At 64.8% G+C, this 16,429-nt stretch carries 12 protein-coding genes; 4 read left to right on the top strand and 8 right to left on the bottom strand.

What is annotated here, in order from left to right:
- Positions 1-190: 190 nt before the first annotated feature.
- Positions 191-904, top strand: coding sequence for a response regulator transcription factor (locus FFS12_RS11185; protein ID WP_137886896.1), 714 nt, complete (start codon positions 191-193; stop codon positions 902-904).
- A gap of 43 nt (positions 905-947) precedes the next feature.
- On the opposite strand, the gene FFS12_RS11180 is transcribed toward FFS12_RS11185, so the two are convergent.
- A complete protein-coding gene (locus tag FFS12_RS11180) occupies positions 948-2,321 on the bottom strand; it encodes a sensor histidine kinase (protein WP_305955921.1) in 1,374 nt (457 codons plus the stop codon).
- Positions 2,322-3,069: 748 nt separating this feature from the next.
- On the opposite strand from FFS12_RS11180, the gene FFS12_RS11175 reads away from it, so the two are divergent.
- Positions 3,070-3,858, top strand: coding sequence for an ABC transporter substrate-binding protein (locus FFS12_RS11175; RefSeq protein WP_137886894.1), 789 nt, complete (start codon positions 3,070-3,072; stop codon positions 3,856-3,858).
- Between the two features lie 7 nt (positions 3,859-3,865).
- Here the strand turns inward: FFS12_RS11175 and FFS12_RS11170 are convergent, their stop codons facing one another.
- The 3 genes from FFS12_RS11170 to FFS12_RS11160 all read right to left on the bottom strand — a co-directional run bounded on the left by FFS12_RS11170 (position 3,866) and on the right by FFS12_RS11160 (position 6,246).
- Entirely contained in the window at positions 3,866-4,624 is a 759-nt protein-coding gene (locus FFS12_RS11170; RefSeq protein ID WP_137886893.1) for a CPBP family intramembrane glutamic endopeptidase, read from the bottom strand.
- Positions 4,625-4,706: 82 nt separating this feature from the next.
- Entirely contained in the window at positions 4,707-6,125 is a 1,419-nt protein-coding gene (locus tag FFS12_RS11165; protein ID WP_137886892.1) for a hypothetical protein, read from the bottom strand.
- The gene (locus FFS12_RS11160; protein WP_137817813.1) at positions 6,079-6,246 is read right to left on the bottom strand and encodes a DUF2897 family protein; all 168 of its coding nucleotides are present in this window, start codon (positions 6,244-6,246) and stop codon (positions 6,079-6,081) included. The genes FFS12_RS11165 and FFS12_RS11160 overlap by 47 nt, the downstream gene beginning before the upstream one ends.
- Positions 6,247-7,271: 1,025 nt before the next feature.
- Between FFS12_RS11160 and FFS12_RS11155 the strand changes: the two genes are divergently transcribed.
- Both FFS12_RS11155 and FFS12_RS11150 read left to right on the top strand, forming a co-directional pair.
- Positions 7,272-8,594, top strand: a complete 1,323-nt coding sequence (locus FFS12_RS11155; RefSeq protein WP_137886891.1) for an ATP-binding protein — start codon at positions 7,272-7,274, stop codon at positions 8,592-8,594.
- Between the two features lies 1 nt (position 8,595).
- The gene (locus FFS12_RS11150) at positions 8,596-9,510 is read left to right on the top strand and encodes a response regulator (RefSeq protein WP_137817811.1); all 915 of its coding nucleotides are present in this window, start codon (positions 8,596-8,598) and stop codon (positions 9,508-9,510) included.
- Between the two features lie 55 nt (positions 9,511-9,565).
- On the opposite strand, the gene gcvT is transcribed toward FFS12_RS11150, so the two are convergent.
- From gcvT to gcvP, 4 genes are all read right to left on the bottom strand, one after another.
- Positions 9,566-10,684: a glycine cleavage system aminomethyltransferase GcvT gene (gcvT, locus tag FFS12_RS11145; RefSeq protein WP_137886890.1), complete on the bottom strand. Its 1,119-nt coding sequence runs from the start codon at positions 10,682-10,684 to the stop codon at positions 9,566-9,568.
- Between the two features lie 75 nt (positions 10,685-10,759).
- Positions 10,760-12,136, bottom strand: coding sequence for an L-serine ammonia-lyase (locus FFS12_RS11140; protein ID WP_137886889.1), 1,377 nt, complete (start codon positions 12,134-12,136; stop codon positions 10,760-10,762).
- A 98-nt stretch (positions 12,137-12,234) separates the two neighbouring features.
- Positions 12,235-13,491: a serine hydroxymethyltransferase gene (gene glyA, locus FFS12_RS11135; protein WP_137886888.1), complete on the bottom strand. Its 1,257-nt coding sequence runs from the start codon at positions 13,489-13,491 to the stop codon at positions 12,235-12,237.
- Between the two features lie 69 nt (positions 13,492-13,560).
- Positions 13,561-16,425 carry an aminomethyl-transferring glycine dehydrogenase gene (gene gcvP / locus FFS12_RS11130; RefSeq protein WP_137886887.1) on the bottom strand — a complete coding sequence of 955 codons (2,865 nt, stop codon included), beginning with the start codon at positions 16,423-16,425 and terminating at the stop codon, positions 13,561-13,563.
- Positions 16,426-16,429: the final 4 nt, after the last annotated feature.

The following is a 16,429-nucleotide window of genomic DNA, read 5'->3' as shown; positions in this document are numbered from 1 at the left end:
TGTGGGACTGAATGATCTGGCCGATAGCCTGAAGCGGCGAATCGTCGCCAGGCCAAGCCCTGGTTGCCCGCGAGGGGTGAGCGCCCGCTTCGGCGATCTGCGCTCGGTTTTACTACACTCAAAAGGATTTGAGTGGCTTGGCGAAGGCACTCACGCCGAGTGATCGGAGCGTGGCAGAGGAGGGACCTGTATGAGTTCCAAAATCAGGATTGGGATAGTCGACGATCACCCGCTCTTGCGGCAGGGGGTCGCCACGGCGCTCAAGAGAATAGCCGACTTCGAGGTGGTGGCGCAGGGCGGCTCCGCCGACGAGGCCAAGCTCATGGCCACGCAGTTCCAGCCCGATGTCCTGCTGATGGACGTGAATATGCCCGGCGACAGCTTTGCCGCGGTGCGGGCCATCGCCTCAGCCACACCCTCGGTCAAGGTTTTGGTGCTGACCGTGTCTGAATCCGAAGATGATGCCTATGCGGCTTTGGAGGCGGGCGCCCAAGGCTATGTGTTGAAAGGCGTGAGCGGGCCGGAACTGGTGCAGGCGATCAGACACGTTGCGAAGGGTGAAACCTTCATCACGCCAGGGTTCGCGGGCAAGCTGATCAGCAATCTCAAGCAGCATAACGAGGGTGAGAGGCACATCGCCGAACTCACGCACCGCGAGGAGCAGATTATCCGCGAGGTTGCCAATGGGCTGACTAACCGCGAGATTGCCCTCAAGCTCTCGCTGAGCGAGAAAACCGTCAAACATTACATGAGCAGCGTCATGCAGAAGCTCCAGGTGCGCAACCGGGTGGAAGCGGTCACGGCCATCAGGCAGCACTGGCAGAGCGAGCAAGCATCGAGCATCAAGCATCGCTTGGCCGGGCAGCAGCTGGCTTCCTGTAAGCCGGACAACGAGCCGGAGTAGCCGCAGCGACCCGTGTTGGCCAAGCTGCCGGGCGTGGCGCTGCTCAGAGTTTGAGTTGCGCGATCACCTGGGTTCCGACGTTGGGCGTGGATTCGATGCGAAATAGTCCCCCAAGCGACTCGACTCGGTAGCGCATGCCGGCCAGGCCCAGTTGGGTCCGGCCTTGGTTCGCCGCAGCCGAGCACTCGGCCGTGATTCCCTGGCCGGCGTCAGAGACCTGCACTTCGAGCACGCCCCCGGCATAGGTGGCGTGGACGGCCTGGCCTATCCCGCCGGCATGGTGGTAGGCATTGTTCAGCGCCTCCTGGACAAAGCGATAGAGACAGATCTTATGCGGCAGCGGCACGCTTTCTGGCAGTGCTCCGCAGCTCAACTTGACCTTGGTCTCGGTCCGCTGCTCATGCCGCAGCACGACGAGTTCCAACTCCTGGCGCAAGGGCATGCCGTTGATCTCCGGAAGTGCCAGGCCGCGAGAAATGTCGCGAATCTCTCGTAGCGCGTCCTGGGCGGCATTTCTCAGCGTTTCGAGCGCATCCCCGTCCAGTTGGCCGCCATTCTGTCGGTAGCGGTCTTGCAAGATGCCGAGTTCATCGAGCCGGACGAGGATCAGGGTCAACAGCTGGGCGGGGCCATCATGGAGATCCGCGCCGAGGCGGCGAAGGGTGAGTTCGTTGATTCGCGAGAACTCCTGGCTGGCGGTGGCGATTTTGCGTTGCAGGCTGAGGTTCTGCGAGAGGAGTTGGGCTTGTTCGTGCATCTGATTCTTGAGCGTCACCTGTTGCCGCTCAATGATCCGGTCGGCACGGCGTACGATACAGAACAGCAGCGCCAGCATGGCCAGGGTGGCGGCGCCGACTATGGTCCAGACTTCCCGACGGATGCGATCGATTTCGCGCTGCAGCACCTCCGCTGTTTCGTAGAACTCGCCGACAGCCACAATCCTGCCGGAGCCGAACTCCCGCAGTGGCGCATAAATTTCATATAACGGAATACCCAGACTGCGCTCATAGATATTCTCTTCATCGACCAGTTCTCCCCATTCCGTGACGGTATTGCCCTTCAGCGCATGGATGATTTCGTCGGATGCCGGGAACGTCTTGTTCACCACGGTTTTGTTCGTGCTGTAGATCACGGTGCCGTCTGGGCTCCAGATCTTCACGGACCTGATGTGGGTGTTCAGCGAGGGGCTCGACATCAGGTGGTCAATGGCCTGGGCCGTCTCGGCGGAAAGGCGCCTGGCCGTGGACAACTCCTGGACGTAGGGTTCCAGGAAGGTCGCCATGTACAGCGCGCCGGCCTCGGCTGCCGCCTGTACCGCGGATCGTTCGATGCTCTTGCTGACGAGATTGCCGACGAAGGTCATCGTCAGGCCCAGGATGATCGACGCGGCAATGACGAACTGGGCCGAGCGGCTCAAGTGCTCCAGTGGCGCGCGGGCCCTTTGCCACCATGACAAGCGCCGATTCGGCGTAGGCCCAGGGCTCGGCTCTGGCAAAGCCGGGTCGGGCTCTTGGGCCAAGGCCTCGGGGTGGGATGCGATCTTCGCTTCTGTAGACATCCGTGCTGCTCCTGGATGCTTTGGCTTGGACGTGACAAGGCAAAAGTGCGGGCCGGATCGGCCTGTCCCTGGGCAGTCGACTCTGCCATCCACAGGAACACCCCGGACAAGACGTGACGGCGCGCTGAAACGGCTGGGTCAGCACCGCCCTAGCCTGGCCTCCTGCCGGGAGTTGGAATACCCGCTTAACGCTTAAGTCTAGTTCAGATGCGGGCTGTGGCCGGATGGCCGGCGTCGGCAGCGCCCGCTGTGCGTCCGCGATTGCGCCTGGAAGATCGTCGAAACCCGCTTTTGGGCGCGGTCGGAGATGACCGGGGGCCGTAGCTGAATTCCGAGGATGGACGAAGCGAGCCGGTTTGACGTAGTCGGACATTTGCGCACGCTTAACCGCGCCCAAGGGCGGGAGGAGTCCATATACGGGTGAAAGCCGCGCTGCTGGTCTCTTTGGAATGACTCGATCAACTGGCGGAAGAGGCACTGTCACTGGTGATCGAGGGCGCCTGCGGCGGATCTTTACCCAGTAGGGAAGGCTATTTGCTATTACGCACTGCGCCGCCGCGCGGATCTTCGATTACACTCGCCTCGTTAAGGTCTCTGCGGGGGGTGTATGGTGCGCATTGCTCACGTATTGCTGCTGTTAGCACTCAGTTTTTTTGCTACGCAATCGCTGCTGGCCGCGCAAGTGGTCAAGGTTGGGGCCTACCATTTTCCGCCCTATGCGATTAAGCCCGAGAGTGCCCAGCCGCAAGGGCTGTTGCCGGATTTGCTCGAGGCGCTGAACCAGCAGCAGACGGAGTACCGCTTCGAACTGGTGATGACCTCGGTGACGCGCCGCTTCCGGGATTTCGAGAACGGGCGGTTCGACATCATCCTGTTTGAGTCACCCAGCTGGGGCTGGCAGAACATCCCGCTGACGAGCGTCGACTTGCAGATTGAGGATGCCGAGTTGTATGTGGCAAGGGCCGGGTCCGAGGGTGGCCAGGACTATTTCAATCAGCTAAGTGGCAAACGCCTGGCGCTGTATAGCGGCTATCACTACGGTTTTGCCAATTACAATGCCGACCCGGACTACCTGATCCGCCACTTCAATGCCGTGCTGACCTACTCGCATGACAGCAATCTGCTGATGGTGCTGCGTGGGCGCGCCGATGTGACGGTGGTTACCCGTTCTTACCTGCACCACTACCAGCAGCTTTATCCCGAACGGCGTTCGCAGATGCTGGTCTCGACGCGGGTGGACCAGACTTACCATCACCAGGCCCTGCTGCGCCCACAGTCGGTTATCAGTGCCGCGACTTTCACGGCGTTGCTCCAGCAACTGCGCGCCCAGGGGCAGCTGGGCAAGTTGCTCAGTCATTACCAGTTGAACCTGTCGACCCAGCTGGCCGAGCCCTGAGGCCGGCTCAGCTCAGGCGCAGCGGGTAACTCAGCAACAACAGGTGCAGCAGATTGACCGTGGCATGCAGGGCCACCGCCACCAGCAAGCGACCGCTGTAGTGGAAGGCCAGCCCGTAACCGAGCCCAGCCACACCGGCGACCAGGGCGAACAACGGGCTGAAGGGGATATGCACGGCGCCGAATAGGCTGGCCGTCAGCACTATCCCCGGCCAGGTGCCCAGGCGGGCTATCAACGCAGGTTGCAGCCAGGCGCGAAACAGCAGCTCCTCCGCCAGCACCGCCACCCCGAGATTCACCAGCAGCCAGAGCGCCAAGCCTGACGGCCATTTCGGCTGCCAGCCGACCAGGCCTAAAGCCAGGGCCAGCAACGGCACCGCCAGCCAGGTTATCAGCACGACCCAGCCGGCCCGCTGCGGTTGCAGCGCGGACCGAGGTTTTTGCCCGAGCCACCAGGCGAGCAACGTCAGGCCGACCAGCAACTTGTCCCACGACAGGCGTAGGGCGTAAGGCGCGGCATCGGCGCTGAGCCGGCGCGGCGGCCAGAGTTGCCAGGGGTGGAAACCGGGCAGCAGATGAGCGGCGAGGGCGATGCCGGCCAGAAAGCTCAGCGTCCACCAGAGCGCCTTGGGCAGGCGCCCCTGCGCGAACAACAGCAAGCCGACAAACAGGCTGCCGCCGGCCAAGCCCAGCGGTTGGATAAAACCGAGGGCGAAACCTAGTGCCAGCCCCAGGGCCGGCAGGAGTAAAGATAGATGCAGCGGCATGGCAGCTCCTTTTGCGCTGCCGGAGTCTACCGATGAGCGGGCGCTGAGCTCAATAAAGGCGCGCCACCCTCGGAGCGTTCGCTCAGGGTGCGGAGAAATACCGCTCCAATAGCGCGGGATCATCGAACTGCGCGCGGCCGGAAAAGGCCGTGGCGTGTCGGCCCCATTGGCGCATGGCGCCAGGCGAAACGACCCCCGAAGGCCACAACAGCCAACGTTCCAGGCGCTCGCTGCCAGGTACCAGGCCATCGCTGGCATACAGGCTGCGCTGCCCTTGTGGGTGACGCAGTTGCCGCAGGCTGCTGAGTTCGCGCTGTTGATAGCCGATGGCGGGGTATTGCGGGCGGCGTCCGTCGACCCACAACACGCTGTGTTCACTGGCGCTCAGCCAGAGTGTCGGCGCCCGATCGCCAGTACTTTCGAGGCGCCGTGCCGTGCGAGCTTCCAGATCCGCCGGTTGGCGAAACTTCAAGGACGAATCTGCCGGCAGGAAGAAGTTTTGCCAGCAGCCGCACGGGTGGATGCTGTCGTACAGCAGCGCTCGCCCGTGCTCGTCCAGGGTGACGCGCCAGAGCAGCCCATCCAGCTCGCCGCCATAGATATCCAGCGCATGGGCTTTGGGCCTCTGGCTGAACCAGAACTGATAGATCAACTGCAGACGCCAGTGCCCGTTGAGCTTGCTCCAGCCAATTTGTTGAAACAGTTGCGGCGCCTGCTGATCGAAGCCGCGCTGGCCATCGTCCAGGAAAAATGGGCTGCCTAGGCGGTCGGCAGGGCTGCGTTGGGCGATCCGCAGCCAGGGCGCATGATGGGCGAACAGGGCGGCGCGCTGCTGCGGGTCAGGCTGCGGCAGGCCCAAGGCATCCTCCTGCAGCGCTGGGTTGAACGCCGCTGCGTCCGGCAGTGGCTGATAGGCCAGCCAATTTGCGTTATCCACCGGCTCTTGGGCCTTGGCCGCCTCGGCCTGCCACGCCGCGATGCTGCGTTGATAGATCGGCTTGAACAGCGGATAGAGGCCCAGCGTGCGGGCCCAGTCGCGGTAATCGTCGGGCACCTGCGCCGCGGCGACGGCGTTGCTGAAGTCATGCTCGTTGTGGAGCAAACGCTCTCGCTGCGCCGTGCGGCAGCTGTGCAGCTGGCTTTGGCGCGCGGGGCTGTTCCAGTCCTGCTGTGTCCGCGGCGGTAGATTGCCCAGCTCGATGGCGCTGGCCTCCGCATCGCGTTCGGCCAGGCGTTGCAACCACAGGCGGCGTTGCTCGGGGCTCTGTGCGGTCGGGCCAAGGGCAGCCAGTACGCGGTCGCTGCGCAGCCCATGAAAATCGGCTAAGGGTTGATATTGGGCGTCGTGGGTGGCCGCGCTAACGCGATCGCGCGCAGCGAACAGGGCGACGCACGCATCGCTTGGGGCAGGGGGCGCGTGGACGCAGCCGGCTAGCAGCAGAAGTACGGCGAGGCTAGCGGTTGCGCGCGTCTTTGGCGTCCATCTCGGCGTTGCGTTCATGGATGCGTTTCAGTTGTTCGTCGGTCAGCGGTAACTTCTTTGCGGTGTCCCGCAACATTAGCAAGCCACCGACGATTGAGCCGAGGGCAAGAACCATAATCAGCCAAGCGTACCAAGGCATAGCGTTCTCCCTGATTTGTGGTTAACAACAGGTCGTGCTTAACAACAGAATGTTCACGTCACGGCACAGTTTCGATCACCCAGCGATTCGAGTGTTTCTGAAATCTTTGCATGTTTTCACCATACGCTTGGGCCCCGACGCTGTCAGGGAAAAGGTTCTTTACAGATTACCGGGGGCATGAGGGGTAACACCGGATAGGCAAGAGGATCGCAAGAGCCAGTTGCGTGTTGGCCTTGAAGCTGTGCCCGAGCCTGTTATCGCCTGGGCCGATGCTTCTGGTTGCGCCCCCTCGGGCGCCTCACTTTTCTTTTATGCGAAAAGAAAAGTAAGCAAAAGAAAGCGCACCCCGACATCCGGGTCTTCGCTGCGCGAAGACTGCCCTCATTCCCGGCACTGCGCAGGGGGCCGCCACGAAGGGACGTCCCTGTCCCATCGTGGCTCGCGCGGCGTCCTGCCGCGCGTCCCCCCTGCGCAGTACCTCCACTCGGCCTCCTGACGGGGCCCCCGGGTGTCGCCTGCACGTTGCTTGAATAACTTGAAGCCTCTGCCGCCTGGTAGATTTGACACATCAGGTGGGGCGGGGGGGGGGGCGCCCCTTTCAGGAGGCCGAGTGCCATCGTTGTAGAGGGGGTTGCGCGGCAAGGATGCCGCGCAAGCGCCGATGGGCCATGGATGGCCCTTCGGTGCGGGCCCCCGGAGCAATGATGGCGCGAGGGGACCCGCCGTAGGCGGGCCGGATGTCGGGGCTAGACCTTTTGGTTTCTTTTGGGGCAATGCCAAAAGAAACTCGCCCAGCAGGGCGAAACCAAGCGTCCAGTCGGCACGCAAAACGGCCAATGACTCGGAACTAAAAACCAACACCGGATTGCCTATCCAGTATCAACCGCTGCGCCGCAGCAGCCTGGAACGGCGTGACCAACTGATGACTGAAGCAGCAAAACGTTGGGCAGACGTGACAGCTGTCACATGCTGGCAACTTGGCACTGTTTGAATGGCCGACTCCTTACTCCGGGAAGTGTTCGCCAATGATCGCCGCCAGTGCTCCCAGTGCTCCAACTGCTCTAAGTCGCCTGCTCAAACCGGTCGCGCCACTCTTGTCCAGCATGAGCATCAGCGATGTGGCCGACCGTTTGCTGACGCCTGAACACAAGGCCTTTCTCTCCCTGCCGGTGGTCGACGCTGCCGAGCGCCCGGTGGGCCTAGTCAGCCGTTCCAAGCTGCAGGACATCTTCATGCAGCGCTTCGGTCGCGACCTGCGCGGCCGCCATCCGATCCATGAGGTGATGAACCCGGCGCCACTGGTGGTCAGCCTGGACACCAGCCTGGACGACGCGGCCAAGCAGATCACCGGCCAGCTGCAATATCCGATCACCGAAGACTTCATCCTGGTCGATGCAGCGGGTCGCTACCAGGGTATCGGCACGGTGCTCGACCTGCTCAAGGCCATGGAAGCGCGCATCGCCCAGCGCAACACGGTGCTGCGCAAGGCCTTGGTCGATCTCAAGGAGTCGCAGACCCAACTGGTGCAATCGGAAAAAATGGCCTCCCTCGGGCAGATGGTCGCCGGCGTCGCCCACGAGTTGAACACCCCGCTGGGCTACGTGAAAAACAACGTCGAACTGCTGCGTGAGTTGAGTGCGCCGCTGTTTCTGTTGGCCGAGACCCAGGCCGCCCTGGCCGCTTGCCTGAACGACCCGGCCTGCACCGAGGCCCGCTTGGCGCAGGCGCTGGAACAGGCCGCCAGCGCTCGCGAGCAGGCCGCGCCGGAGTTGCTGGTGGAGGACTTGAGCCAGCTGTTCGGCGACACCCTGTATGGCCTGGGGCAGATTGCCGAATTGGTCGTCGGCCTCAAGGATTTCGCCCGCCTGGATCGCGCCATGAGCGAAGAAGTCGACCTCAACGACTGCATCCGCAGCGCGCTGGTGATCGCCCGCAACAGCATCAAGGACAAGGCCGAAGTGGTCTCGCAACTCGGCGAGCTACCGCGCATTGCCTGTGCGCCTTCGCAGATCAACCAGGTGTTGCTCAACCTGCTCACCAATGCCGCCCAGGCGATCGACGGTTTCGGCCAGATTCAGCTGAAAACCTGGGCCGACGAGGCGGCGGTGTTCGTCTCGGTCCAGGACAATGGCCGCGGCATGCCGCCGGAGGTGCTGGCGCGGATCTTCGATCCGTTCTTCACCACCAAGCCAGTCGGGCAGGGCACCGGCTTGGGCCTGTCGATCAGCTTCAAGATCATCCAAGACCACGGCGGCCTGATCCGCGTCGTCTCGGAACCGGGGCGTGGTACGCGGTTTTTGCTCCGCCTGCCGCGCGCGCAAGCCGCCGAACTGAAATGGAGCGCCTGAGATGAGCCAGCCGATCCGCATCCTCTTTATCGACGACGAAGAGCGCATCCTGCGCAGCCTCGCCCTGCAGTTCCGGCGCCAATACGAGGTGTTGACCGAGAGCGATCCGCACCGCGCCCTGGAACGCCTGAAAAGCGAGCCGGTGCATATCATCGTCAGCGACCAGCGCATGCCGCAGATGAGTGGCGCGCAACTGCTGGCGCAGGCCCGAGAGATCGCGCCGGAAACCCTGCGGATTCTGCTCACCGGCTACTCGGATCTGGATGCGGCCGTCGAAGCGCTGAACAGCGGCGGGATTTTCCGTTACCTGACCAAACCCTGGGATCAGCAGGAAATGGCCTTCACCCTGCGCCAGGCCGCCGAAATTGCCGCGCGCCAGGCGCAAGCGCCGGTGACGGCCGCGACCAGCGAAGTGTCTGCGCCGCTGAATGTGCTGCTGTTGGATGAGGATGCCGACACGCTGGCCTGCGTCGACGACTTTTGCCGCGCTGGCGGCCACCGCCTGCTGCGCGCACGCAGCCTGGCCGAAGCCCTGGCGCTGCTGAACCTGGAGCCGGTACAGCTGTTGATCAGCGACCTTAAACTGGCCGGTGAAGACACCGCGCCCTTGCTGAAAAGCCTGGCCCAGGCCCATCCGCGTTTGCTCAGCCTGGTGGTCACGCCGTTCTGCGATACCCAGGCGCTGTTGAAGTTGATCAACGAGGCGCAGATCTTTCGTTACCTGCCCAAACCGATTCGCCGCGGCTTGTTCGAAAAGGGCCTGAAAGCGGCGGCGGAGCAGGCGTCGATCTGGCGGGCAGAGCCTGCGCGGGTGGTGGGTCGGGTGGCTGCAATACCCAAGGATGAGCGCGAGAGCGAGAAGGTGGGGAGTTTGCTCGGCATGTTGGGGCGCCTGCGCGAGCGGCTGACGGCGTAGGTCGCTGTTTGTTGGGTCCCCGCCTGCGCGGGGACCCAGAGAAACTCGTTGCGATTTAGCTGCGGTAGTAGCGTTGCGGCACGAACGGCGTCTTCGCCACCTTCATCGGCACGCGCTTACCGCGCACAACCGCCCACACGGGGGTATCCAGCGCGGCGTGGGTGCTGTGTAGATAACCCATGGCCAGCGGCGCGCCCAGGGTCGGGCCGAAGCCGCCGCTGCAGACCTGGCCGATCAGCGTGCCGTCGGCATCGACGATTTCGCAGCCTTCACGCACCGGTGTGCGCTCCTGCGGGAGCAGGCCGACGCGTTTGCTCGCTACGCCGTCTTGCTGTTGCGCGAGGATGCGCTCGGCGCCGGGGAAGCCGCCGGCACGCGCGCCGCCGGCCCGACGAGCTTTCGAGATGACCCAGCCCAGGCCCGCTTCGATCGGCGTGGTGCTGCTGTTCATGTCATGGCCGTAGAGGCACAGGCCGGCTTCCAGGCGCAGCGAGTCACGCGCACCGAGGCCAATCGGCTGCACTTCCGGCTCGGCCAGCAGGCTGCGCGCCAGCGTTTCGGCGTGCTCGGCCGGGACGGAGATTTCAAAGCCATCCTCGCCGGTGTAGCCGGAGCGGCTGACGAAGCAGTCGATGCCGAGCAGCTTGACGTGGGCGAACTGCATGAAGGTCATCTGCGCGACTTGTGGCGCCAGGCGCGCCAGCACCTCGACCGCGGACGGGCCCTGGAGGGCGAGCAGGGCGCGGTCGAACAGCGCTTCGACTTCGCACTGGCCGGCCAGCTGTAGTTGCAGGCGGGCCAGGTCTTGGTGTTTGCAGGCCGCGTTGACCACTAGGAACAGGTGGTCGCCGGCATTGGCCACCATCAAGTCGTCGAGGATGCCGCCTTCCTCGTTGGTGAACAGGGCATAGCGCTGCAGGCCCACCGGCAGGTCGATGATGTCGACCGGCACCAGGGCTTCCAGGGCCTTGGCGGCGCCTTCGCCACGCAGGATGATCTGGCCCATGTGCGAGACATCGAACAGGCCGGCCTGGTCGCGGCTGTGCTGGTGCTCCTTGAGTACACCGAGGGGGTACTGCACCGGCATGGAGTAACCGGCGAAGGGCACCATGCGTGCGCCGAGTTCCAGGTGCAGGGCGTCTAGCGGTGTTTTCGCGAGGGTTTCGGTGGACATGCAAATTTCTCCAGTAGGGTGCGCCGTGCGCACCGATGATAAATGGCTGTGGTGCGCAGGGCGCACCCTACGGAATCAGCATTCGATGATGTTCACGGCCAGGCCGCCACGGGCGGTTTCCTTGTATTTGCTGCTCATGTCGGCGCCGGTCTGGCGCATGGTGCGGATCACCTTGTCGAGCGAGACGTAGTGCTGGCCGTCGCCGCGCAGGGCCATGCGGGCGGCGTTGATCGCCTTCACCGAGCCCATGGCGTTGCGTTCGATACAGGGCACCTGCACCAGCCCGCCGATCGGGTCGCAGGTCAGCCCGAGGTTGTGTTCCATGCCGATTTCCGCGGCGTTCTCCACTTGTTGCGGGGTGCCGCCGAGCACTTCGCAGAGTGCCCCGGCCGCCATCGAGCAGGCCACGCCGACCTCGCCCTGGCAGCCGACTTCGGCCCCGGAGATCGAGGCGTTTTCCTTGTAGAGAATGCCGATCGCCGCGGCGGTGAGGAGGAAACGCACCACGCCGTCGTCGTTCGCTCCGGGGATGAAGCGCGTGTAGTAGTGCAGTACCGCCGGGACTATGCCGGCGGCGCCATTGGTCGGCGCGGTGACCACCCGGCCGCCGCTGGCGTTTTCCTCGTTGACCGCGAGGGCGTAGAGGTTGACCCAGTCGAGCACCGACAGCACATCGCGCAGGGCGGCTTCCGGGTGCTGGCAGAGTTGCCGATACAGGGCCGCGGCCCGGCGTTTGACCTTGAGCCCGCCGGGCATGATGCCCTCGTTGCGGCAGCCGGCCTCGACGCAGTCCTGCATCACCTGCCAGATCCGCAGCAGGCCGGCGCGGGTTTCCGCTTCCGGGCGCCAGGCGGACTCGTTGGTGAGCATCACCTGGCTGAAGGAGATGCCCTGTTCGACACAGTGGGCCAGCAGTTCCTGGCCGCTCTTGAACGGGTAGGTCAGGGGCGTGCGGTCTTCGACTATGCGGTCGGCGCCGGCGGCGTCCGCGTCGACCACGAAACCGCCACCGACCGAGTAGTACTCGCGACTGCGGATCTGCAGGCCGGCCGCATCGAAGGCGCGAAAGATCATGCCGTTGGGATGGAAGGCCAGCGGCTTGCGGATCATCGCCAGGTGTTCTTTCTCGACGAAGCGAATCGGCCGCTCGCCCAGCAGATTGAGTTGGCCGGCACTGCGAATAGCCTCCAACCGCGCGCCGATGCTGGTGGTGTCCACCGTGTCCGGGTGTTCACCTTCCAGGCCGAGCAGCACCGCCTTGTCGCTGCCGTGGCCCTTGCCGGTGGCGCCGAGGGAGCCGTACAGCTCGACTTTTACCGTTGTCGTGGCCTGCAGCAGATTGTCGCGGCGCAGGCCTTCGGCAAAGCGCGCGGCGGCGCGCATGGGGCCGACCGTGTGCGAGCTGGACGGGCCGATACCGATCTTGAACAGATCAAAAACGCTGAGTGACATGGTTATCTCCGATGCTTCGTCGGGCTTCCCCAGCTGCGGCTTCTCTTCTGGAGGGAGAGGGAAATGCGCGCGCAAACGGGAGCGCCGAGCAGAAGCTCTTAATCAGCATAGACCGGGAAGTCGGCGCACAACGCGGCGGCCTGCCGGGCGACTTGTGCCTCGACATCGGCATCGCCGAGGTGATCGAGGATGTCGCAGATCCAGCCCGCCAGCTCGACGCTCTGGGCGACCTTGAAACCACGGCTGGTGATCGCCGGGGTGCCGATGCGCAGGCCCGAGGTGACGAACGGCGATTGCGGGTCGTTCGGTACGGCGTTCTTGTTCACCGTGATCCCGGCACGACCGAGGGCGGCGTCGGCGTCTTTGCCAGTCAGGCCCTGACGGATCAGGCTGACCAGGAACAGGTGATTGTCGGTACCGCCGGAGACCACGTCGTAGCCACGCTCGATAAAGACCTTAGCCATCGCCTGGGCGTTGTCGATCACCTGCTGCTGGTAGGCCTTGAAGCCTGGCTCCAGCGCCTCCTTGAAGCACACGGCCTTGGCGGCGATCACGTGCATCAGCGGGCCGCCCTGGGCGCCGGGGAAGACCGCGGCATTGAGCTTCTTCTCGATCTCCGGGTTGGCCTTGGCCAGGATCAGGCCGCCGCGCGGGCCGCGCAGGGTCTTGTGGGTAGTGGTGGTGACCACATCGGCGAAGGGCAGCGGGTTCGGGTACAGACCGGCAGCCACCAGCCCGGCGACATGGGCCATGTCGACGAACAGATAGGCGCCGACCTTGTCGGCGATGGCGCGAAAGCGCGGGAAGTCCAGAGTCTTGGAGTAGGCGGAGAAGCCGGCGATGATCATCTTCGGCTTGTGCTCGACGGCCAGGCGCTCGACCTCGTCGTAGTCGATCAGCCCGGTAACGCTGTCGATGCCGTACTGCACGGCGTTGTACAGCTTGCCGGAGAAGCTGACCTTGGCGCCGTGGGTCAGGTGACCGCCGTGGGCCAGGCTCATACCCAGCACCGTGTCGCCGGCTTGCAGCAGGGCCAGATAGACCGCGGCGTTGGCCTGGCTGCCGGAGTGCGGCTGGACGTTGGCATAATCGGCGCCGAACAGCTGCTTGGCGCGGTCGATGGCCAGCTGCTCGACCACATCGACGTACTCGCAGCCGCCGTAGTAGCGCTTGCCCGGATAGCCCTCGGCGTACTTGTTGGTCAGCCCGCTGCCCTGGGCCTCCATCACCCGCTGGCTGCAGTAGTTCTCCGAGGCGATCAGCTCGATGTGGTGCTCCTGCCGCGCGTCCTCGGCATTCATCGCCGCCAGCAGTTCGTCGTCGTAGCCCTGGATCTGGTCGTGCTTGCTGAACATTGCGCAATCCTCTGTTGTTCTGGTCGGGCGCCCTTTGCCCTTCACGGGCGCGGGGCGCTGTGCGGGAGGTCAGGCCTCCTGGTAGGCCTCGATGGACGGGCAGGCGCAGACCAGGTTGCGGTCGCCGAAGACGTTGTCGACGCGACCGACCGGTGGCCAGTACTTGGCTTCCAGCAGGCTGGCGCTGGGGTACACGGCCAGCTCGCGGCTGTACGGATGCGTCCAGTCGCCCACCAGTTCGGCGGCGGTGTGCGGCGCGTTCTTCAGCGGGTTGTCCTCAGGGTCCAGCTCGCCAGTTTCAACGGCACGGATTTCCTCGCGGATGCGGATCATGGCGTCGCAGAAGCGCTCCAGCTCTTCCTTGGATTCGCTCTCGGTCGGCTCGATCATCAGGGTGCCGGCCACCGGGAAGGACATGGTCGGCGCGTGGAAGCCGTAGTCGATCAGGCGCTTGGCCACGTCGTCGACGCTGATGCCGCTGCTGTCCTTGAGCGGGCGCAAATCCAAGATGCACTCATGCGCCACCAGGCCGTTGCTGCCGGTGTAGAGCACCGGGTAGTGCTCCTCCAGGCGGCGGGCGATGTAGTTGGCGTTGAGGATCGCCAGCTGCGAGGCACGGCGCAGGCCGGCGCCACCCATCATGCGGATGTACATCCAGGTGATCGGCAGGATGCTGGCACTGCCGAACGGCGCGGCGCTCACCGCGCCTTCCTTGCGGGCCATCTGTGCGTGGCCGGGGAGGAAGGGCGCCAGGTGCGCCTTGACACCGATCGGGCCGACGCCCGGACCGCCGCCGCCGTGGGGGATGCAGAAGGTCTTGTGCAGGTTCAGGTGCGAGACGTCGCCGCCGAACTGGCCCGGGGCGCAGAGGCCGACCATGGCGTTCATGTTGGCGCCGTCGATGTACACCTGGCCGCCGTTGTCGTGGATGATCGCGCAGATCTCGCGGATGCCTTCCTCGAACACGCCGTGGGTGGACGGGTAGGTGATCATCAGCGCGGCGAGGCGCTCCTTGTGCTCCTCGGCCTTGGCGCGCAGGTCGGCGATGTCGACGTTGCCGCGGGCGTCGCAGGCGGTGACCACCACGCGCATGCCGGCCATGTTGGCGGTGGCCGGGTTGGTGCCATGGGCGGAGGAGGGGATCAGGCAGATGTCGCGCTGCTCATCGCCACGACTGTGGTGGTAGGCGCGAATCGCCAGCAGGCCGGCGTATTCGCCCTGGGAGCCGGCGTTGGGCTGCAGCGACACGGCGTCGTAGCCGGTGGCGGCGCAGAGCATGGCTTCCAGCTCGTCGGTGAGCTGCTGGTAGCCCTGGCTCTGCTCGGCCGGGGCGAAGGGGTGCAGGTTGCCGAACTCGGCCCAGGTCACCGGGATCATCTCGCTGGCGGCGTTCAGCTTCATGGTGCAGGAGCCCAGCGGGATCATGCTGCGGTCCAGCGCCAGGTCCTTGTCGGCCAGCTTGCGCAGGTAGCGCATCAGCTCGGTTTCCGAGTGGTAGCGGTTGAATACCGGGTGGCTGAGGATTGCCGACTCACGCAGCAGCGCGGTCGGCAGGCGGCTGGGGATGCTCGCGGCCAGCGCCTCGAAGTCCGGCAGCGCCTGGCCTTCGGCGAACAGCGCCCAGAGCTGCTCGATGTCGGCCTGGCTGCTGGTTTCGTCGAGGGACAGGCCGATGCGGCCGCCATCCACTTCACGCAGGTTGATCTGCGCGGCGCGGGCCTTGGCGTGCAGTTCGGCGGTCTGGCTGCCGCTGGCGACGGTCAGGGTGTCGAAGAAGCTTTGCTGCTCAACGGCATGGCCGAGCTTGGCCAGGCCCTGGGCGAGGATCGCGGTGAGCTGGTGCACGCGCTGGGCTATGCGGGTCAGCCCCTGCGGACCGTGGTAGACGGCGTACATGCTGGCGATATTGGCCAGCAGGACCTGCGCGGTGCAGATGTTGCTGGTGGCCTTCTCGCGGCGGATGTGCTGCTCGCGGGTCTGCATGGCCAGGCGCAGGGCCGGCTTGCCGTGGCGGTCGATGGAGACGCCGACCAGGCGGCCCGGCATGTCGCGCTTGAACGCGTCGCGGGTGGCGAAGTAGGCGGCGTGCGGGCCACCGAAACCCAGCGGCACACCGAAGCGCTGGGCGCTGCCGATAGCCAGGTCGGCGCCGAACTCGCCGGGCGCGGTGAGCAGGCACAGGGCCAGCAGATCGGCGGCCACCGCCACCAGGGCGCCAGCTGCGTGGAAGCGCGCGACCAGCTCGCGGTAGTCGAAGATGTCGCCATTGCTCGCCGGGTACTGCAGCAGGGCGCCGAAGTAGCCGCTGGCATCAAGGATTTCACGCTCGTCACCGACCACCACTTCGATGCCCAGCGGCTCGGCGCGGGTGCGCAGCACGTCGAGGGTCTGCGGGTGGCAGTGCTTTGATGCGAAGAAGGCGTTGCTGGCCTTGTTCTTCGCCAGGCGCTTGCAGAAGGTCATGGCCTCGGCGGCGGCGGTGCCTTCGTCGAGTAGCGAGGCGTTGGAGATCGGCAGGCCGGTGAGGTCGCTGATCAGGGTCTGGAAGTTCAGCAGGGCTTCCAGGCGGCCCTGGGAAATTTCCGGCTGGTACGGGGTGTAGGCGGTGTACCAGGCGGGATTTTCCAGCAGGTTACGCAGGATCGGCGAGGGCGTGTGGGTGCCGTAGTAGCCCTGGCCGATGTAGGTCTTGCACAGCCGGTTCTTGCTGGCGATGGCCTTGATCGCGGCGAGGGCGTCGGCCTCGCTCTGGCCGGCGCCCATCTCGAGCACGCTGGTGCCCTTGATGCTGTCGGGGATGACGCTGGCGCTCAGGGCTTCGAGGTCGGCGAAGCCGAGCAGGTCGAGCATCGCCTGTACATCGGCGTCACGCGGGCCGATGTGGCGGGCGATGAATTCGTTGGCGGTGCCGAGGAAGGAGGTGTTGATGGTCATGGTC

It is taken from the genome of Pseudomonas sp. 2FE, assembly GCF_005503735.1.
GTDB lineage: Bacteria > Pseudomonadota > Gammaproteobacteria > Pseudomonadales > Pseudomonadaceae > Aquipseudomonas.
This window is presented reverse-complemented; position numbering and strand designations above follow the sequence as displayed.